Genomic DNA, 19,064 nt, shown 5'->3' on the forward strand with positions numbered 1-19,064 from the left:
TCCGTCAACGGCCCAGGGCCTCCTCCACGGCCCTCTTGCTCAAGACCCGCGCCAGGTGCCGCCGGTACTCGGCCGATGCCGCTATGTCCGACGAGGGGCTGGTGCCCTCGTCGGCGCTGCTGGTCGCCTCGGCCACCGAGTCCGGGCTGGCCCCCGAGAGGGCGCTCTCGGCGGCGGTTGCCCTGATGGGCGTCGATCCCATGTTGGTGAGGCCTATGCGGGCCGAGCCGATGGTCCCGTTGGAGCGCTCGACGACGGCCGCCGCCCCGACCACGGCCCAGTCCTGGGCGCGGCGGTTGAACTTCTTGTAAGACCAGCCTGCGCCGTTCAGCTTGGGGACCCGGATCTCCGTGACCACCTCGTCCGGCGCCAGGTCCGTCTCCAGGTAGTCCTTGAAGAAATCCCCGGCGGCCACCGTACGCTCACCGTTCCGGCCCCTGACCACGAAATTCGCGTCGAGGGCGAGGAGGGTGCTCGGCAGGTCGCTCGCGGCGTCGCCGTGGCTTATGGAGCCGCCGATGGTGCCGCGGTGCCTTACCTGCGGGTCGCCGACGAGCGAGGCCGTGTAGGAGACGAGGCCGCAGTGCTCCTGAAGTAGCGGGTCGCGCTCCACGTCGCAGTGGCGGGTCATCGCGCCGATGGCCAGAGTGTCGCCCTCGTCGCGGACGTAGTTCAGGCCGTCGATGCGTCCGAGGTCTATAAGGACCGTCGGCGCGGCGAGGCGCAGCTTCATTATGGGGAGCAGGCTGTGGCCGCCGGCGAGCAGCTTTGCCTCGTCGCCGTGCTGGTTCAGAAGCTCGACGGCGTGGTCCACAGATTCTGCGACCTCGTAGTCGAAAGCGAGGGGGATCAAGCGCGGTCACCTCCGTTCATCTGGTCGTCGTGCGGGCTGCCGAGCCCGGGCTCCATCGCGCTCTGGCCGCCCGTGCCCTGGGCCGGCCTGCCCGAGCGGTCTGCGTCGCGCGTGCCCGGATCGCGGCCCTGTGAGTCCTGGATCGCCTGCCACACCTTCCACGGCGAGGCCGGCATGTCCACGTGCGTGATGCCGTAGGGCGAGAGCGCGTCAACCACAGAGTTTATGACCGCCGGCGGGGCGCCGATGGTCCCGGCCTCGCCCACACCCTTCACGCCGAGCGCGTTCGAGGGCGACGGCGTTACCGTGCGCTCCAGCGTGTAGTTGGGCAGCTCAGGGGCGCCGGGGATCAGGTAATCGACCATCGAGCCCGTCGTGAGGTTGCCCTCGTCGTCGTAGACGGCCTCCTCGTAGAGGGCCTGGGCAACGCCCTGGGCTATGCCGCCGTGGAGCTGCCCGTCGACGATGGTCGGGTTGATGATCGGGCCGCAGTCGTCCACCCCGAAGTAGTCCCGGATCTTGACGAACCCCGTCTCCGTGTCCACCTCGGTGACGCAGATGTGCGCCCCGAACGGGAACGTGAAGTTCGGCGGGTCGAAGAAGAACTCCTCCGAAAGGACCGGCTCCATGCCCTCGGGCAGATTGTCGGCGAGGTACGCCGCGCCGGCCACCTTCGCCATCGTAACGTTCTGGTCCGGCGACCCCGCGACGCTGAACCGGCCGCCCTCGAACTCGATGTCGCCCTCGGCGGCCTCCAGCATGTGGGCCGCTATCTTCTTCGCCTTGTCTACTACCTTCTGGGCCGCCAGATGTACCGCGACGCCGCCGACGGGAAGGCTACGCGAGCCATAGGTATCGCGTCCGTAAGGCGCCACGGCGGTGTCGCCGTGCAGCACCTCCACGTCTTCCGGCGTAACGCCGAGGGCGTCGGCGGCGATCTGGGACCACGAGGTTACGTGGCCCTGGCCGTGGGGCGTGGTGCCCGTGACGACCTCGACCTTGCCGGAGGCGAGCATCTGGACCTTCGCCATCTCCCAGCCCGCGCCGCCCGCGCCAAGGGCGGAGAGCACCTGAGAGGGGGCGAGGCCACAGATCTCGGTGTACGTCGAGAACCCGATGCCGAGCTGTACGGGGTCGCCCGCCTCGCGCCGCCGCTGCTGCTCGGCGCGCAGGTCGTCGTACTTCGCCAGGTCTATTACCTTCTCGAGCACATCCTGGTAATTGCCCGAGTCGTACTGGATGCCGGCCGGCGTATCGACCGGCTCGTCGAACGGCTCGTAAAAGTTGCGGCGCCTGACTTCCGCGGGGTCCAACCCCATCTCGCGCGCCAGGCCGTCCATTATGCGCTCGACGGCGTAGGCGGCCTCCGGACGCCCGGCCCCGCGGTACGCGTCCGTCGGTGTCTTGTTGGTGAAGACGCCCGTGCACTCGAAGGAGTACGCGGGGAAGGTGTAGACGCCGGGGTACATGAACGCGCCGAGCAGCGGTATGCCCGGGGTGTTCAGGTGCAGGTAGGCGCCAAGGTCGGCGAGGAGCTTCACCCTCATGCCCTGGATGCGACCCTCCGCGTCGGCGGCGACCTCGATGTCCTGAACCTGACCGCGGCCGTGGATGGTCGCGAGGTAGTTCTCGCTCCTGTCCTCGATCCACTTGATCGGCACGCCCAGTTTGCGGGCGATCACCAGCCCGAGGACTTCCTCGGAGTAGGCGTTCAGCTTGGAGCCGAAGCCGCCGCCCACGTCGGGCGCCACGATGCGGAGCCGCTGCTCGGGGATGCCGCAGTACGCCGAGAGGACGGCCTTGAGGATGTGGGGGACCTGGGTGGAGGTGTAGAGGGTGAAACCGCCGTTCATCGGGTCGGGGTTCGCGACTATGCCCCGGGTCTCGATGGCGTTCGGGATCAGGCGCTGCTGGATGTAGCGCTCCTTGACGGTGTGCGCCGCGTTCGCGAAGGCCTCGTCGATGTCGCCGGTGTCGAGGTTCCAGGTGTAGGCCTCGTTCGTCCCGAACTCCTCGTGGACCAGCGCGGAGCCGTCGGCGACGGCCGCCTCGAGGTCCGTCACGACGTCCATCGGCTCGTACTCGACGTCTATGAACTCGAGCGCGTCCTGGGCCGTGTAGCGGTCGGTTGCGACCACGACGGCCACGATGTCGCCGGCGAAGTTCACCTCGTCGCGGGCCACGGGCCAGTGGTTCGGGATCTTGAGGTCCTCGGAGACGATCCAGGCCACGAACGAGCGGGTCTTCTCGTCCACGGCGTCGCCGTTGGAGGACTCGGTCGCGGTCTCGCCGGACTTGGCCCGATCCTCGAAGGAGACGTTGTAGCCGGTCACGGCCGCGGGGTTGGCCAGCGGGTTAGCGTCATACTCGGGGGCAAGGTCGTCGCCCGTGTAGACGGCCACGACGCCCGGCTGCTCCTTGGCGGCCGAGGTGTCTATGCTCGTTATCCTGGCGTGGGCGTAGGGGCTGCGCAGGAGCGTGGCGTGCAGCATCCCCGGCAGCTTGATGTTGTCGGTCCAGTTGGCCCTGCCGGTTACGAGGGCCGGGTCCTCCTTGCGGGGTACGCCGCCCCCGACGTACTTCTGCGGTGCTTCGGTCACGAATGCTCCTTCTCTAGGACGCCGCGGGAGTGGCGGCCGAGTGCTTCTGGACTAGCTGGACGGCCTTTACGATGTTCTCGTAGCCCGTGCAGCGGCAGAGGTTCCCCTCGAGTCCTTCCCGGATCTCCGCCTCGTTCGCGTCCGGCTTCTCCTCGAGCAGGCTTATGGAGGCCATGATCATGCCGGGCGTGCAGTACCCGCACTGCAACCCGTGCGCCTCGTGGAAGGCCTGCTGCATCGGGTGCCAGAGCCCGTTGTCGCGGATGCCCTGTACCGTCGTGACGTTGGCCCCGTCGGCCTGAACCGCGAGCACCGTGCAGGACTTGACCGACTCGCCGTCTATGTGGATGGTGCAGGCCCCGCAACTCGTGGTGTTGCACCCCGTGTGGACGCCCCCGATCCCGAGGTTCTCCCTCAGGTGGTGGAGCAAGAGCAACCTCGGCTCGACCTCCGCCACGTGGGCCTTGCCGTCGACCGTCATCTGGATCCTACGCAACCCCCGACTCCTTTCCCTCGTATCCCCTGAACCGAGCATCCGACCCCTCGGAACCCGCCCGAAATGCAGTCTCCCCTACCGCAACCGGACCGCCGTCAACGGGATCACATACAGCACACTTTTCCTGCCGTACAAGGCGATTCTATGCCCTTTTCCCCTTTCTTCCCGAAGTGCGGGCAGTTTAGCACAGGCCACTTTCCCCGCGCTCGAACCCGCGCCTCCCGGCCAACCGACCACGCCTTTGCCCCGAACCGTAACATTGTAGTAACAATTCCGCAACGGCGGGGTCGCTTTTGGTCGGGTTGTAGAATCGTCGCGTGGTCGGTCGAGTCCAGAGCCGTCTGGATGGAGGGAGAGTTTGGATCCGCAACCCATGCTCGAAGCGTTGGCCCGGTCGGGAGAGTTGCGGCCTTTTCGGGAGTTGATCGGACGCGTCGAGGCCTACGACCGGGAGCACAACAGCGACCTGATCCGAACCCTGAAGGTCTTCTTCGCCGCCAACGCGAACACGAGCGAGGCGGCGGACAGGCTCTACCTGCACCGCAACAGCCTCCCCTACCGCCTGGCGCGCGTCGGGGACCTCACTGGTCTAGACTTGAAGGACCACCGGGCGCGGCTCGCGCTGCAACTCGGCCTGCTGGCGGCATCCACCGAGAGGAGCAACGACCATGAAGTTGAGCACCCGTAACCGGCTCCCGGGCACGATCACGGAGATAGTCAAAGGCGAGGCCGCCACGAAAGTCTCCCTGCAGGTCGGCGACAACCACATGGTCGCCCTCATAACAACCGAAAGCGCCGACGAACTCGGCCTGGAAGTAGGCAGCCAGGTCACCGCGCTGGTAAAGGCGACGGACGTGATGGTGCTTACCGACGAAGGCCTCGCATAAGGCTTCAGGTTGTAGGTTTCAGGCTTCAGGGCTGCGCGTGCGGTCCCCGGTGTTGGGAGAGCGGCTCCCTGGTCTCAGGCCACCCGGCCCATCCTCCAGGCTCCGCCGGCCACCCCCGAAACCTAATACCTGAAGCCTGAAACCTTCCTCGTCAGGTATCTGACGGCCAGGATCACCACGAAGGCGAAACCGAGGACGAGGACGGAGAGTGCGACGGCGGCGTCGATGTTGCTCTGGAACTCGGCGAAGATGGCGAGGGGGACGGTCTGGGTGACGCCGCGGAAGCTGCCGGCGAAGACTATGGTGGCCCCGAACTCCCCGAGCGCCCGCGCCCAGGCCATCATCGCGCCGGCGATCAGGGCCGGGAAAGTCAGCGGCACCGTCACCTTCGTGAAGGCCGAGAACCGTCCCGCCCCGTCGACCAGGGCCGCCTCTTCCACGTCGCGCCGCACCCCGGCGAAGCCCACGGCGGCCTGGCGCACGTAGAAGTGGCCAGCGACGAAGACCTCGGCGATGATCACCGCCACCGTGGTGAAGCTAATCGTCACCCCGAACACGTTCAGGTACTGGCCGACCACGCCGAACCGCCCGAAGGTCAGCAGCAGGGCGATACCCGCCGCCGACGGCGGCAGCACCGCGGGTACGTCCACCAGGGTATCCAGGATCCTCTTGCCCGGAAACTCCGCCCGGGCCAGCACGTAGGCCGCGGGCGTCCCGACGGTGACGATGATCGCCATCGAGATCGAGGTGGTCTTGATGCTGAGAAACAACGCGTCCAGCGCCACCGGCGAGGCCATCGCCCGCCACGAGTTCTCGCTAACCGTCCACAGCAAGAGGCTGATGAAAGGCAGGCTTATGAACCCCGCGAGCAGTCCCAGCGCGGCCACCGCCAGCCCGGAGGCGAACGCGTCACCCCCGGCGGAACGCCGGAGAACCCGGCCGTCTTTGCCCCCCTTTCTCACGAGGCGGGCTCGAAACCCCACTTGTCCAGCACGCGCTGGCCCTCCTCACCCGTTACGAGGTCCACCCACTCCCGCGCGAGATCCGGCTCCTCCGCGTCCTCTAGCGCGGCTATGGGGTAAGTCGCGATTATGTTCAGGTCCGGCGGGATGGGAACTACCTCGACCCGGTCCCTGATGTCGGGCGTGTAGTCGCTGGCGTAGCCGAACGTCGCGTCCGCGTCCCCCACGACCACCCGGTTCACGGAGGCCCGCACGTCTGCCTCCCGCGAGACGACGTTGGAGAGCACGTCTTGCTTGAAGTCGCCCCCGTACTCGTTGTTGGCCTTGCCCAGGATCTCCACGGCGTAGTCGGCCGCCGGCACATCCTCCTGCGCCAGAACGAGCCTCACACCGGGTTTGGCAACGTCCCGGAAGTCCTGGATGTTCGCCGGGTTGTCCTTCGGCACCATGACGATCTCGCGGTTCTTGACGAAGACCCGGGTCTCACCTTCGACCAGGCCCTCCTTTGTGGCGGTCTCCATCTCCTCTTCGGAGGCGGAGGCGAAGACGTCGGCGGGTGCGCCCTGTTGGATCTGGGCGAGCAAGGTCGAACTCGACTCGAAGCTTTGCCGCACCTCTACGCCCGGGTTCCTCTCCTCGAACCTCTTCTCCAGCTCCCCGAAGGCGTCCGTTAGCGAGGAAGCGGCGAGCACGGTCAACGTGCCGCCCCGTCCGCCCTCGGTACCGCTTGCGCTTCCGCCGCCGCAAGATACCGGGCCGAGCAGCACCAGGAGGACGCACGCGAGCGTCGCGGCCCTCGACCGAATCGAACCCACCCTCGACCACCTTATCCTCGAAACATTGCACGACGCCCCCGGCCTTCGAAGCGCGGATCTCCATACTAGGGAACGGCGGCCCCCCGGTCTTTGTGCAACATGCACAGACTTCCGACCCAATGCCCGCAGGCCCGTCGGGCGGGCGAGTCCCTGGTTGCCTGCTTTACCGGCACGTATGCATCCAGGATGCCGGACCGAACGTGGGCCGGGCACCTGAACTACCGCGGGCCGCCGGTTATTATCTGGTTACATGACCATCGTAGAGTGGAGCGGCAAATGAGCGAGAAAACGGGGCTATCGCAGGACCTCAAGGCGGAGGTGGAGGGGCTCGTGGCCTCGGACGCGCCAGACGAGGAGGTCTTGAACGAGGCCGTCCGACGGGTACACGACGCGCACCCGCTCTGGGACTGGAGCGGCATCTACCTCATGAAAGGCGGCGTGCTGGTGCTCGGGCCCCGGACGGCGCCGGCCGACCACGACCGGATCGAGGTCGGGGACGGCGTCTGCGGGACCGCTGTCTCGGAGGACAAAAACCAGGTGGTCGAGGACGTGCGCGAGGTCGAGAACTATCTGGCGTGTTCCATACACACCCGGTCCGAGATAGTCGTCCTGATCCGGCACGAAGGAGAGATAGTCGGCGAGTTCGACATAGACTCCGACACGGTCGGCGCCTTCTCCTCGGCAGACGAAGCGCTGCTCGAAGAACTCGGCGAGGTCATAGCCCCCCGCGTCGCCTCACTCGCCGGCGCCTAGCTGGCGAGGGAGCTCCCTTACGCTTATGAGCGCGACAAGGGATCTCGATACTGGCCCGTTTGGAGTATAGAAAAGGCCCAGACTCGCAACTAATATTGTGAACGATTCGCAGATGCCGGGCGGCTCCCCCCTCCAAAGTTCGCCGCCCGGCATCACCCTTATCAGGCCCCGCCTCAGACGCGGCTCCGCTCTGCGGGCTCTCTGGAGCCTGCGTTCACGAAAGTTCTTTTCCTGCGGAGAACCGGAGCCTGGTCTCCGCCCCTTCAGCCCGGTATCTCTGCGGGCTGGGTTGAGAGCTCGTTGTAGTGTTGATAGCGCTCCGGGTGGAAGTAGGCCTCGACGGCCTCGGCCGGTTCTTCGCCGGTGACGCAGGTGATGCGTGTGATCTTGAGGACCGGAACGCCGGCCTTTATCTCCAGCAAATCCGCGATGTCCTTGGCAGCGGTCGCCGCCCCGATCCACTGCCGCGCGTGCTCTATCCGGCGCCCGGTCCTCTCCTCCAACAGCCTGCTCAGGGAGACGGTCCCGTAGTCCGCGTCCTTCAGGGCGGGGAATCGGGCGACGGGCAGGTACGAGTCGCACACGAAGATCGGGCGCTCGTCGGCAAGCCTGAGCCGCCGCACGAACAACACCTTCTCGCCAACCTCGACCCCGATCCGGCCCGCCACCTCCTCGTCAGCGGCCCGCTCCTCCCGAAGGACGAGCCGAACCCCCGGCGTGTACCCCCAGCGTTCGATCTCCTCGGAGAAACTGTGTAGATACGCCAGGTTGGACCGCAACCTCGGGCTCGCAAGGAAAGTTCCCCTCCCCGGCTCCCGCCGCACGAGGCCCTGGCGCCTGAGCTCGTCCAGCGCCCGCCGCGCCGTCGTCCGGCTCACCCCGAAGTCCGCCACGAGGTCGGCCTCGCTCGGCAACCGGTCCCCGATCCCGATCTCACCCGACTCGATCCGCTCCGTCAGACCGAGCAGGATCTGATGGTACAACGTCCCTGCACTCGATCGCGACAACGGCCTCATATAACCATCTGTAACATCAAAGTATTGTTGTGTCAATCTCTCCGGCCGTCCCGCGCGACCGGTAGCGCGGGGCCACACCCGGTGCTATAAAGCACGCCCCGGGCTTCGGGGAAAGCTAGACCCGGCACAAACAGGCTGTTATATTGTAGTAACAGTTCCGCTGGGGAGGGAGGTCGAGACCGGAGATAGTCGCTAGGGCAGGTGCGGCCGACGGGGAAAAGGCCGTAAAGGGGTGTCTTGGGAGGCTGCGGGCCTCGCAAGCGTTGGAGCGGAGAGAGGAGTTCGGTTAGTGGATACCTCCAAGATGTTCGAGTTTCCGATAAAGGAGTTCTTCAAGCAACCGCGGTCTTTGTGCGGGGCAGGGGCGTACGAGAACGCGGGTCCCGAGGCGGCTGCGATGGGGCTCAGGCACGTGCTCTTCGTGACCACGGGGCTGAGGGGCACGGGCATCATCGACGAGTGCAAGACCAACTTCGAGAACGCGGGCGTCTCGGTCTCGGTCTACGACAAGGTCGAGTCGAACCCCAAGGACTACAACGTCATGGACGCCTACAAGGCGTTCGCCGACTCAGAGTGCGACGGCTTCGTCTCGATCGGTGGTGGGTCCGCGCACGACACGACCAAGGGCGCCAGGGTCGTTGCGGCCCACGACGGCAGGAACGTCAACGAGTTCCAGGCCGTCAACGCATCGGAGACGCTCGATAACCCGGCGCACATCGCGATCAACACGACCGTAGGGACGGGTTCGGAGACGACGCCGGCGTACGTGATCACGGACCTCTCCTCGCCGGATGCCCCGCACAAGTGGGTAGGGTTCGACCGGGCGGCGATCACGACGCTCGCCATCAACGACCCCGTGCTGTGCATGACGCAGCCGCCGGAATACGTGGCCTACACGGGCTTCGACACGATGGCCCACGCCTCCGAGTGCTACGTCGGCCGGGTCCAGCACCCGTCTACGACGCCGGTGGCCCTCGCCGCCGTCAGGCTGGTTCAGGAGAACCTGCGCGAGGCGACCTACAACCCGAAGAACTTCAAGGCGATGGAGGGGATGGTCTGGGCGCAGTACATGGCCGCGCAGGCTTTCTCGACGGGTTTGCTCGGCATCCTGCACTCGCTCTCGCACGCGGTCTGCGCGTACTACGACATCCACCACGGCCTGAACAACGGCATCGGGCTGCCGCGGGTGTGGACGTACAACCAGCCGGCCGCCCCCGACAAGTACGCGGACATAGCGGGTGCCATGGGCGTCGACACGCGCAACATGAATACCCCCCAGGCGGCGGACGCGGCCATCGAGGAGGTCATCCGGCTCGTCAAGGACTGCGGCTGCCCGGAGAACTGGGGCCAGGTCGCCGAGTACCCGAAGACGAGGATGGGCAAGGGCTGGTACGAGGGCAAGACTACCGGCGCCATCGCATCCGAGGACGGCGAGCTGCAGAAGATGGCCGAGCACATGATGGGCGACCTCTGCACGCCAGGTAACCCGCGCGACCTCACCGTCGAGGGCGCCAAGGAGGTCCTGCGCGACTGCATGTACGACGGGATGGGCGTCAAGACGAGCAACGGCTACAGGCAGAGCATCTGGGGCACCGCTCCCGAGATGGGCCGCCGCACCCACGGCTACGAGGCCCGGGGCGAGAGCCCGGGCGTCGGACGCCAGCCGGCGTAGCACACGGGATGGCGGGGATGGTGCACCATCCCCGCCATCAGGCATCAGGTTTCAGGTCTTACGGAGCAGCGTTGTCGCGTAAAACGAAGCCACCGCGAGCACCTGATGCCTGAAACCTGAAGCCTCTACAAAAGGAGCATTTTGTTCGAGAGCATCGAAGAGGTCAGGGAGAAGCTCGCGGGGCAGGAGTACGTCTGCGACAGGCGGCTGGCGACGGTGGTCTACCTGGCGGTCAAGCTGGACAAGCCGGTGCTCATAGAAGGCCCGGCGGGCGTGGGCAAGACCGAGCTCGCAAAGGCGCTCGCCGCCGCCACGGGCCGCTCGCTCATCCGTTTGCAGTGCTACGAGGGGTTGGACGAGGCAAAAGCGCTCTACGAGTGGGAGTACGGCAAGCAGCTCTTGTACACGCAGGTGTTGCGGGAGAAGATCGGGGAGTTCATAGGCCCCACCAAGGGCCTGCGCGAGGCGGCTGCGGCGTTGCGCGACCAGGAGGACGTCTTCTTCTCCGAGAACTTCCTCGTCGAGCGCCCGATCCTGCAGGCCATAACCTCAGAGACGCCGCCGGTTCTGCTCCTGGACGAGATCGACCGCGCGGACGAGGAGTTCGAGGCGTTCCTGCTCGAGTTTTTGAGCGACTACCAGGTCTCGATCCCGGAGATAGGCACCGTCAAGGCCGAGCATCCCCCCGTCGTCATCCTGACCTCGAACCGCACCAGGGAGCTCTCCGAGGCCCTCAAGCGCCGCTGCCTGCACCTGCAGATCGACTACCCGAGCCCCGAGGTGGAGCTCGAAATAGTGCGCCTCAAGGCCCCCGGCGTCGGCGAGGTGCTCGCGGACGAGCTCGTCGGCACCATCCAGTCCATAAGGTCCCTCGACCTCCGCAAGTCGCCCAGCATCGGCGAGACCCTCGACTGGGCCCGTTCGCTCGTCGTCCTCGGCGCCCCGTCGCTGAACAAGGACCTCATAGAAGAGACCCTCAGCGTCATCGTCAAGTACGACCGCGACGCCGCCAAGGTGCTCGCGCACGTCAGGGGCGCGGCCGAGAGCAAGGACCTCGGCCAGAAGGAGCCAACGGGCGAGAAGCAGAACGAGGGGATGTACGAGATGCACCGCTCCACCCACAAGCACGCCCATTAGGGGAACTCCTCTATGGACACCGTAATCAACGATTTCGTGCAGGTCTTGAGGCGGCACGGGCTCAGGGTCTCTCCCGCGGAGAGCCTGGACGCGCTGCACGCGCTCGGGCAGGTCGGGCTTGGGGAGCACGGGGTGGCGCGGGATACGTTGCGGACCACCCTAGTCAAGAACCTGGAAGACATCGAGACTTTCGATCGGCTCTTCGACGTGTATTTCAGCTTGCGTCCGCAGCAAGAGAGGCCGCGGGCGAAGCTTGACGTTCACGACCACGACCACGATCACGGGCAGCCGACGAGCATGGAGTTCGGGGAGGACGCGGGGGGCGAGGCTCCCGACTCGGAGGAGCACAGCCACGAGGACAAGGAGAACACGGACTTCCGCAAGTACTTCGACGAGGATCGGATGCGGCCTTCGGAGGACATTCATGGGGAGGCGGACAAGATGCGCCTCTCGATGTTTTCGCAGGAGTTGATCCTGAACCGCAATCCTGGAGCCTTGAACCAGGCCCTGCAGCGCATAACGCACCAGCTCAGGCTCAGGCGGGCCCGAAACATGTTCAACCCGGGCGACCTCGTCACCCACGGGCAGGGCCAGGAGTTGCCGCTCGACGTCTCGGCGGCCGACCTTCAGGGGCTCCTGGACCACCTCCACGACATGGACGTGGACGAGGCGCTCATCCGCCAGCTGGAGGAGCAGAGCGAGGAGATTTTGCGCGGCCTGCCCCAGCTTATAGAGCAGATGGTCGAGCGCCAGAAGAAGCTGGAGAAAAAGAAGGACGACTCGGCGCTGATGCGTCGATCTTTACGCAAGGTCTTCGAGTTCTCCCCGGCAGAGCAGCGGGAGACCGAGGCGGCCATCCGGCGGATGGCGCGCCAGATCCACGGCGCCAAGACCCGCCGCCTGAAACAGGACCGCACAGGGCACATCAGCGTCCCCCACACCCTGCGCCGCAACGTGCGCTACGACGGCATACCCTTCGACCCCGTCCTGCGCCGCCACCACGAAAAGCGCCCCAGGATAGCGATGCTGTGCGACGTGTCGTTGAGCACCAGGAACCTGAGCCGGTTCTGGCTTCACATGGTCTACCAGATGCAGAACCTGTTCTCGAAGGTGCGGACTTTCGTCTTCGTGGCCGAGATGGCCGAGGTTACGCAGGTCTTCGAGGAGAGCAGCATGGACCGGGCCGTGGAGCAGGTCTTCTCCGGGCGCGTCATAGACGCCGACGTGAACAGCGACTTCGGGAGCGCCGCCGAGCAGTTCAAGAACCGCTACCTGCCGACCATAAACCACAGGACCACGCTGGTGGTGCTCGGCGACGGGCGCAACAACGGCAAGGACCCGAACGTCGCGGCGTTCGAGGAGATCTCGCAGCACGTGCGGCAGGTGATCTGGATAACCCCCGAACCCAGGTGGGGCTGGTCTCTCGGTTCCTGCGACATGCCCCTCTACGAACCGCTCTGCGACCGCGTCGAGGTCGTGAGGACCGTGGACCAACTCGCCGGCGTCGCCGAGGACCTCGTCAGGACGCGGGCGTGAGCGGGACCGCCCGGAAGGTCCCCTTCTCCCCCACCGAACCCTTCCGCTACTGCCCGGCCGACGGCACGAAGCTCACGGACCCGCGCCCGAGCGGCGGCGTTACCTGTCCCCTCTGCGGCCGGTCGTGGTACCGCAACCCGGTGCCGGCGGTTGGGGCCGCGATCGTGGGCGGCGACAAGGCGCTCGTCACCGTGCGGGCGCGCGAGCCGCACAGGGGCAAGGTGGACGTGCCGGGCGGTTTCCTGGAGGTCGGGGAGCATCCGGTCGACGGCCTCAGGCGGGAGGCCAGGGAGGAGCTGGGGGTGGAACTGGAAGTGGACCCGACACCCGTGCTCCTCGCCCCCCACACATACGGCCCCGAAGGGGTGTGGGTCCTCGCCATCGGGTTCCGGGCGCGCATTCTGAGAGGCACGCCGGACCCGGCCGACGACGTGGCCGAGGCGCTCTGGATCGGCGCGGAGGAAGTCGAAGGCGTAGACTTCGCCTGGGAACACGACCGCGGGTTCGTGCGGGCGGCCCTGGCACAGAGAGGTTAGGAGGAGCGGGTGGCGGCACTGGACGGCTGGCTCGAAGGCTCGATGCATGGTTCGGCGAGCCTGGGCGTGATCCTGCTAATCAGCGCCCTGCTCGGGCTGCGCCACGCCTCTGACCCCGACCACCTCGCGGCGGTGACCACCCTCATAGCCTCGGATGAGGACCACGATAAGGTCCGCAAGGCCGGGTACATGGGTCTCTTCTGGGGCGCGGGGCACGGCACGACCCTCGTGCTTTTGGGGCTGCCGCTGGTGCTCTTCAACCGTTATTTGCCCGCGGTCGTTCAGCAGGTTGCGGAGACCCTGATCGGGGCCATAATAATCGTTCTCGCCGTGAGGCTGCTCCTGCGCTGGCGGCGCGGCCTGTTCCACGCCCACGCCCACACCCACGACGGGGATACCCACCGCCACGTCCACTCCCACGCGCGGGACGAAGCCCACGAGCACGCCCACAAGAGGCGCACGCCGCTGGGGGCCTACGGGGTCGGGCTCGTGCACGGCATCGGCGGCTCGGGCGGGCTCACCCTGCTCCTGCTCTCGACCATCTCGGACAAGGCGCAGGCCGCGGGCGCCTTGCTGCTCTTCGCCACCGGGACGGCGGTCTCGATGGCGATCCTCTCGACCGCCTTCGGCCTCGTAATAGCGGGCGGGCCCATAGGCCGCAACTTCGAGAAGGTCGCGCCGGCGTTGGGCCTGTTCGGCGTGGCGTTCGGGGCGTGGTACGCGCTGGGCGCACTGGGGATGGTTGTGTATCCGTTTTAGCCGTCAGCTTTCAGCCGTCGGCTTTCAGCCATCAGCTTTCGGCTTTTCGTCTTGAGACAGAGGATGGCAGAGATAGGGACCAGAGGTCCAGAGAGGGAGGACGCAATGCCCAAGTACGTGATCGAACGCGAGGTTCCCGGGGCGGGGAGCATGTCGGCCGAGGACCTGCGGGATCTCTCGCAGACGTCGTGCAACGTGCTCAACGACATGGGACCGAGCATCCAGTGGGTCGAGAGTCAGGTGACGGACGACAAGATCTACTGCACCTACATCGCCCCCGACGAGCAGGCGATCCGGGACCACGCCGAGCAGGGCGGGTTCCCCGCCAACCGCGTCTCTATGGTCCGCTCCACCATAGACCCGACCACGGCAGAGGCGTAGCGGCCGGATTGCCGGCCGCGCCGTCAGCTATCAGCCTTCGGCGGTCAGCTTTTTGCATCGTGAAGAGTACGGGCGAGCGGGTTTCAAAACTCGTTCTTACTGAGTGATGCAGGACGATGGACCCAAGAAGGGCTGAAAGCTGATCGCCGAAGGCCGACAACTATCCCCTCAGCGGCAGGCGTATCTGCGCGTAGGTGCCTTCGCCGGGCTCGCTCTCGATGCCGAAACGTCCGCCGTGTTGCTCCACCACGGCCCTGGTCAGGGTGAGGCCGGTGCGGGGCCGGCCACCGTCGTCGTAGGCGCCGGGCTCGAAGGCGCGGTCTATGAGCGACTGCTCGGCGCCGGCGCCGTCGTCTGCTACCTCGATCAGAAGCTCCGTGCCGTCTTCGGAGAGACGCGAACGTAGCCCGAGATGCCCGCCGTTTTCGGGCAGGGCTTCGAGCGCGTTGCGCAGGAGCTCGGCGACGGCCTCGCGCAGCTTGAGCTTGTCGACGACGGCGTGGCCGACCTCGGGGGCTATCTCGAGGTCCAGGCTGACGGCCCGCTCGGCGAACTCGTCCTGGAAGCGCATGAAGACCCTGTAGAGGAGCGCCCGGACGTCCGTGCGCGACAGGTCGAGGTCGAGCGGGAAGCCGAACTCCGTTACCCGCGCCACCGCCTGGGAGAGTCCGTCGAGCTGGGAGATGAGCTCGCGTTGCTCTTTGGCGGCGTACGGGGTCTCGTCCTGGCTCAACTGGGCGACCCTGGAGCGCAGCTGGGAAACCAGACGGTGCAGCGTCACCCGCGAGGGCGCGTCCCGCCACGCCGCGCCGTTCTCCTCTCCGGCCCCCTCCGCAAGACCCGAGGCAAGGCCGCCCATCCGCTCCCGCCTGGAGAGGCTCTCGACCATGCCGTTGAAGGCCCGGCTCACCGCGCCCAGCTCGTCGCTCCTCTCGGCGTCGAGGCGCCGGTTCAGGTCTCCCCTGCCCACGTCGTCGAGGGCGTCCTCTACTTCCCTCAAGGGGCGGAACAGGTCAGAGACCAGGTAGGCCGCGAGAAGGAACAGCATTGAGACCGTGCCGAAGGCGGCGATGATCAGGACGAGCTGCGCCGTCCGCCGGACGTCCCTGTCTTTTGCCTGGACCACGTCGCGCTTCTCGCGGTCCGAGGCTATGGCCGCCTCCGTGGTCCGCTTGAAAGCGTCGAAGTTCTCCTCCTCGATCACCGCGTCGGAGAGCCTCGCGGCCTCCTCGCGCCGCCCGCTCTCCAGCAGGTCGAAGAACTCCCGCGAGTTCCCGACGATCGTCTCGTAGGCGCCCCTGACCTCCCTGACCTGCCGCATCTCGCCCTCGGTCTCGGCCAGGTCGGACCACAGCTCGAACTCCTTGTCCACGCCCCGCAGGGCGTCCTCGAACTCCTGCCTGGCGTCCGGGTCTTCGTCGCCCAGCGCGTCCGAGACCTCGCGGGTCGCCTCCAGGGTGGCGGCCCGGATGCGCTGCACCTCCAGGCTGCGCAGGTAGTGGCCGTTGAGGTCTTCCGAGCTGCTCTGCCACTGCAGGATCACCCAGAACGTCACGCCGACGATGGTGAGCCCGAGCAGGGCCAAGACCCCGAAGGTCGTAAGCAGCTTTCTCCGCAGGTTCATCCGTCTCCCCTAACTGGTCCCCCGGTCACAGCGACAACCCCACCCACTGCCAGTAGCCGAAATAGAAGACCACTATAAGGACCACATGAACCGGCAACAGGACGGCGCTCAGGCGCAAGAGGTCCGCCGGCTCGAAGGTCTCCGTGCCGCCCTCCTGGAACATCAGGAGGGCCTTGGAGCTTACCGGGAAGGTCTGGCAGTAGTCCATCCCGGCCGTGCTGATAAACAGGACCGCCATCGGGTCCAGGTTCAGGCTGTTCGCCAGGTACAAGACGGGCGGCACCAGGGCGACGGCGCGGGCGGCGTGGCTTGTCATGTAGACGTGGCTCGTTAGGGAGACGAAGGCTATGATGAGCAGGATCAGGAGCACGGAGTCGGCGTCGCGCACGCCGCTCGCGGCAAAGAGGTTCTGGATGATCCACTCCGCGGCCCCCGAGTCTATGAGCGCCCGCCCGAGAGCTAACGCCGCCCCGACGAAGATTATGAGGTTCCACGAGACGCTCCCCAGCCCGTCCTTCCACTTCATCACCCCGATACCGGGCAGCGTCAACACGAGCGCGCCTATCATGGTTACGATAGCGATCTCGAACCCGTGCAGGCCCTCCGTGAGCCAGAGCGCCACCATCGCCACGAGCACGAGCATGGTCCTCAGCTCCGCCTTCGAGAAGGAGCCGCGGTCTTCTCCGCTCCTCATGTCGAGGCGTATCTTCCGACGTTCCTTGTTCAGGAACATGCGCGTGATGACCCAGCACGCCGCGGCGGAGGCCGCGACCCCGAAGGGCACGCCCCAGAGCGCCCACTGGGCGAAGGAGATGCGCCTGTCGGAGATCTGGGCCAGAAGATCGTTTGCTATGAGGTGCGAGCCGGCGCCTATGAGCGTGGTGATGGTCGAGACGAGGATAACGGTCGGTATGAGCAGTGCTAAGGCGCGCGAGACCTTTCGGTCCTCCACCGCCTCGCTCACCCCCCGGAAGACGGGCATCATCACCGCCGCCCGTCCCGACGTCGAGGGGATGACGAACGAGAGCGGCACGAGCACGGCGGTCATCAGCCAGAAGACGCCGCCCACGGAGCGGGCGCGGTTCACGACCAGGCCCGTCAGGCGCCCGGCAAGACCTGTCCGGCGCATGGCCCCCCCGAGGACGAAGGCCCCGATCATGAGCCAGATCACGTCCGAGGCCAACGCGTCGTAGAGCTGCTCCTGCGGGCTTCCCCCGCCGATTATCGTCAGCATCACCGCCCCGAGCGCCACGTAGGCCGCGTTGAGCCTGGTCGTGGACCACAGGATGGTCGCCAGCGCGAACCCGAAGAGGGCGACCCGCGCCTCACCCGGCAACGTCGCCGGCAACAGCACGGCCACCCCGGCGACCACCGTGAGCGCCAGCGGGAGCATGGCGTCGACCACCCACCGGAACCGCCGGCGGCCCGCCGGGGGACCCTCCTTGACGACGGCGGGGTCGCCCCTGCGGGCGTCGACCCGCTCCCAGAGGCCGGTGCCGGGCGTGCTAGCCAAGGGCGACGTTCTCGGTCAGGCCCCGCCCGACCATCACGAGCCGCGTCACGTCTTCGGCGCAGACCGTCACCAGTTCTCCGGCGTTCTCGATTGCCTCGTCCAGGGTGCAGGGCTGCTGGAGGATGCTCAGGTACGCGTCTATGCCGTGTTCGTGGTTGATCTGGGCCCCCTTGCCGACGGTGCCGACGATGGCGACAACGGGCACCCCGTACTTCTTGGCGCGGGTGGCGATCTCGGCCGGGATCTTGCCGCGCGGGGTCTGGAAGTCTATGCCGCCCTCGGCCGTGAAGACGAGGTCCGAGCCCTCTATGAGGCTCTCGACCTCCAGGTAACGCGAGACGATCTCGTAGCGCGGATGCAACCTGGCGCCGAGCAGGGCCGAAAGCCCCGCCCCGAGCCCGCCCGAGGCCCCGTTCCCCGGCGTCTCGCGCACGTCCACGCCGAGCTCGCGCCCGATCACGTCCGCGTAGTTGTCAAGCGCCCCCGCGAGCCGCTCGACCTGCTCGGGCGTGGCACCCTTCTGCGGCCCGAAGACGCGCGCAACGCCCCGGGTCCCGCACAACACGTTGTGCCAGTTGCAGGCGACGTCTATCTCGACCTCGTCCAGACGAGGGTCGCGCCCCGAGAGGTCTATGCTCGCGAGGCGCTCAAGCTCTATACCGCCACGCCCGATCTCTTTGCCATCTTTGTCGAGAAGCCTGACGCCGAGGGCCTGGGCCATGCCGGCGCCGCCGTCGGTGGTGCCAGAGTCCCCGCAGCCGACGAGCAGTTGTTCCGCCCCGTCGTCCAGCGCCTCCCGGATGAGCTCCCCGACGCCATAGGTCGTCGTGCCGGAAGGGTCCCTGACCTCGCGCGGCACGAGCACGAGGCCGGCCGCGGCGGCCATCTCAAGCACGGCGGTTCTCGGTCCGTCCCCGCCCAGAAAGCCGTAGTGGCCCTCGACGGGCTCGCCCACGGGGCCCGTAACCTCGACCTGGCGCACCTCGCCGTCCGTGGCGGTCACGAGGGCCTTCGTGAAGCCCTCCCCGCCGTCCACCATCGGGGCCTTCAGGACCTCCGCATCGGGAAGGACCCGCAAGACGCCGGCCTCGATGCAATCGGCCACCTCTTCCGCCCCGAGGCTCTCCTTGAAACCCGATGGGGCCACCACGATGCGCAAGAAAACCACTTCCTTCCGGGGGTTCTGGATCTTCTACGGAACGGGAATCGACTCAGGCGGACAACGCCGCGCCGGAGGCTAAACCGGCGAGACGTCCGGCCCTCTCGTCGGCCTCCTCGCTAACCTGCCGCTCGAAGAGCGCGAGGTCCTCGTCAAAGGAACGCCCGGCCACGGACGCGTCGCGGTCCCGGAGGAGCCAGCCACGCTCGGATTTCCAGCGGCTGATATTGGTGACCTGCGCCTTCTCCTGACCCTGATGCAACATACCGTCTCTCCGATCTTCGCCGTCCTGCACTGTTTCATAGCTGTTAAACGAGGGGTGCGGTCAGGTGGGGGGGAAAATACACGGGCAGAAGACCTGCGAC

The 19,064-nt window shown here is 66.8% G+C and carries 19 protein-coding genes; 9 read left to right on the top strand and 10 right to left on the bottom strand.

Annotated elements, in window-relative coordinates; translation table 11 throughout:
- Positions 1-4: 4 nt before the first annotated feature.
- Genes GBA63_RS21140 through GBA63_RS21150 form a run of 3 tightly spaced genes read right to left on the bottom strand, consistent with a single transcriptional unit; the run spans position 5 to position 3,949 of the window.
- Positions 5-853, bottom strand: coding sequence for an FAD binding domain-containing protein (locus tag GBA63_RS21140; protein WP_166179385.1), 849 nt, complete (start codon positions 851-853; stop codon positions 5-7).
- Positions 850-3,453 (bottom strand): xanthine dehydrogenase family protein molybdopterin-binding subunit, encoded by a 2,604-nt coding sequence (locus GBA63_RS21145; RefSeq protein WP_166179387.1) that lies wholly within the window; start codon positions 3,451-3,453, stop codon positions 850-852. Before GBA63_RS21145 ends, GBA63_RS21140 begins: the two co-directional genes overlap by 4 nt.
- Positions 3,454-3,466: 13 nt before the next feature.
- Entirely contained in the window at positions 3,467-3,949 is a 483-nt protein-coding gene (locus GBA63_RS21150) for a (2Fe-2S)-binding protein (protein WP_228282230.1), read from the bottom strand.
- Between the two features lie 358 nt (positions 3,950-4,307).
- On the opposite strand from GBA63_RS21150, the gene GBA63_RS21155 reads away from it, so the two are divergent.
- Together GBA63_RS21155 and GBA63_RS21160 are read left to right on the top strand one after the other, a co-directional pair.
- Positions 4,308-4,637: a PucR family transcriptional regulator gene (locus GBA63_RS21155; RefSeq protein WP_166179391.1), complete on the top strand. Its 330-nt coding sequence runs from the start codon at positions 4,308-4,310 to the stop codon at positions 4,635-4,637.
- Positions 4,618-4,836 (top strand): TOBE domain-containing protein, encoded by a 219-nt coding sequence (locus GBA63_RS21160; RefSeq protein WP_166179393.1) that lies wholly within the window; start codon positions 4,618-4,620, stop codon positions 4,834-4,836. Before GBA63_RS21155 ends, GBA63_RS21160 begins: the two co-directional genes overlap by 20 nt.
- 122 nt (positions 4,837-4,958) lie before the next feature.
- Here the strand turns inward: GBA63_RS21160 and GBA63_RS21165 are convergent, their stop codons facing one another.
- Both GBA63_RS21165 and modA read right to left on the bottom strand, forming a co-directional pair.
- A complete protein-coding gene (locus GBA63_RS21165; protein ID WP_166179395.1) occupies positions 4,959-5,798 on the bottom strand; it encodes an ABC transporter permease in 840 nt (279 codons plus the stop codon).
- Positions 5,795-6,613: a molybdate ABC transporter substrate-binding protein gene (gene modA / locus GBA63_RS21170; RefSeq protein WP_166179397.1), complete on the bottom strand. Its 819-nt coding sequence runs from the start codon at positions 6,611-6,613 to the stop codon at positions 5,795-5,797. Before modA ends, GBA63_RS21165 begins: the two co-directional genes overlap by 4 nt.
- A 276-nt stretch (positions 6,614-6,889) precedes the next feature.
- On the opposite strand from modA, the gene GBA63_RS21175 reads away from it, so the two are divergent.
- Positions 6,890-7,366, top strand: coding sequence for a GAF domain-containing protein (locus tag GBA63_RS21175; RefSeq protein WP_166179399.1), 477 nt, complete (start codon positions 6,890-6,892; stop codon positions 7,364-7,366).
- A gap of 263 nt (positions 7,367-7,629) precedes the next feature.
- On the opposite strand, the gene GBA63_RS21180 is transcribed toward GBA63_RS21175, so the two are convergent.
- A complete protein-coding gene (locus GBA63_RS21180) occupies positions 7,630-8,349 on the bottom strand; it encodes a GntR family transcriptional regulator (protein WP_166179401.1) in 720 nt (239 codons plus the stop codon).
- A 337-nt stretch (positions 8,350-8,686) separates the two neighbouring features.
- Here GBA63_RS21180 and GBA63_RS21185 point away from each other — a divergent pair, with 337 nt between their 5' ends.
- The 6 genes from GBA63_RS21185 (at position 8,687) to GBA63_RS21210 (ending at position 14,403) form a co-directional block, all read left to right on the top strand.
- On the top strand, positions 8,687-10,054 hold the full coding sequence (locus GBA63_RS21185; RefSeq protein ID WP_166180480.1) for an iron-containing alcohol dehydrogenase: 1,368 nt from the start codon (positions 8,687-8,689) through the stop codon (positions 10,052-10,054).
- A gap of 141 nt (positions 10,055-10,195) precedes the next feature.
- A complete protein-coding gene (locus GBA63_RS21190) occupies positions 10,196-11,191 on the top strand; it encodes an AAA family ATPase (protein WP_166179403.1) in 996 nt (331 codons plus the stop codon).
- A gap of 12 nt (positions 11,192-11,203) precedes the next feature.
- Positions 11,204-12,727: a VWA domain-containing protein gene (locus GBA63_RS21195; RefSeq protein WP_166179405.1), complete on the top strand. Its 1,524-nt coding sequence runs from the start codon at positions 11,204-11,206 to the stop codon at positions 12,725-12,727.
- Positions 12,724-13,263, top strand: a complete 540-nt coding sequence (locus tag GBA63_RS21200; protein WP_166179406.1) for an NUDIX hydrolase — start codon at positions 12,724-12,726, stop codon at positions 13,261-13,263. Before GBA63_RS21195 ends, GBA63_RS21200 begins: the two co-directional genes overlap by 4 nt.
- A gap of 9 nt (positions 13,264-13,272) precedes the next feature.
- Positions 13,273-14,022 carry a HoxN/HupN/NixA family nickel/cobalt transporter gene (locus GBA63_RS21205; protein ID WP_166179408.1) on the top strand — a complete coding sequence of 250 codons (750 nt, stop codon included), beginning with the start codon at positions 13,273-13,275 and terminating at the stop codon, positions 14,020-14,022.
- Positions 14,023-14,127: 105 nt separating this feature from the next.
- On the top strand, positions 14,128-14,403 hold the full coding sequence (locus GBA63_RS21210; protein WP_166179410.1) for a DUF4242 domain-containing protein: 276 nt from the start codon (positions 14,128-14,130) through the stop codon (positions 14,401-14,403).
- Between the two features lie 160 nt (positions 14,404-14,563).
- Here the strand turns inward: GBA63_RS21210 and GBA63_RS21215 are convergent, their stop codons facing one another.
- The 4 genes from GBA63_RS21215 to GBA63_RS21230 are packed head-to-tail and all read right to left on the bottom strand — an operon-like array spanning position 14,564 to position 18,964.
- The gene (locus tag GBA63_RS21215) at positions 14,564-16,027 is read right to left on the bottom strand and encodes a sensor histidine kinase (RefSeq protein WP_166179412.1); all 1,464 of its coding nucleotides are present in this window, start codon (positions 16,025-16,027) and stop codon (positions 14,564-14,566) included.
- Between the two features lie 25 nt (positions 16,028-16,052).
- Positions 16,053-17,540 (bottom strand): SLC13 family permease, encoded by a 1,488-nt coding sequence (locus tag GBA63_RS21220; protein ID WP_207956972.1) that lies wholly within the window; start codon positions 17,538-17,540, stop codon positions 16,053-16,055.
- Positions 17,533-18,699: a glycerate kinase family protein gene (locus GBA63_RS21225; protein WP_166179414.1), complete on the bottom strand. Its 1,167-nt coding sequence runs from the start codon at positions 18,697-18,699 to the stop codon at positions 17,533-17,535. The genes GBA63_RS21220 and GBA63_RS21225 overlap by 8 nt, the downstream gene beginning before the upstream one ends.
- 52 nt (positions 18,700-18,751) lie before the next feature.
- Entirely contained in the window at positions 18,752-18,964 is a 213-nt protein-coding gene (locus GBA63_RS21230; RefSeq protein WP_166179416.1) for a hypothetical protein, read from the bottom strand.
- Positions 18,965-19,064 lie beyond the last annotated feature (100 nt).

Origin of the sequence: Rubrobacter tropicus (assembly GCF_011492945.1) — a bacterium.
In the GTDB taxonomy this organism is placed as follows: Bacteria; Actinomycetota; Rubrobacteria; order Rubrobacterales; family Rubrobacteraceae; genus Rubrobacter_D; species Rubrobacter_D tropicus.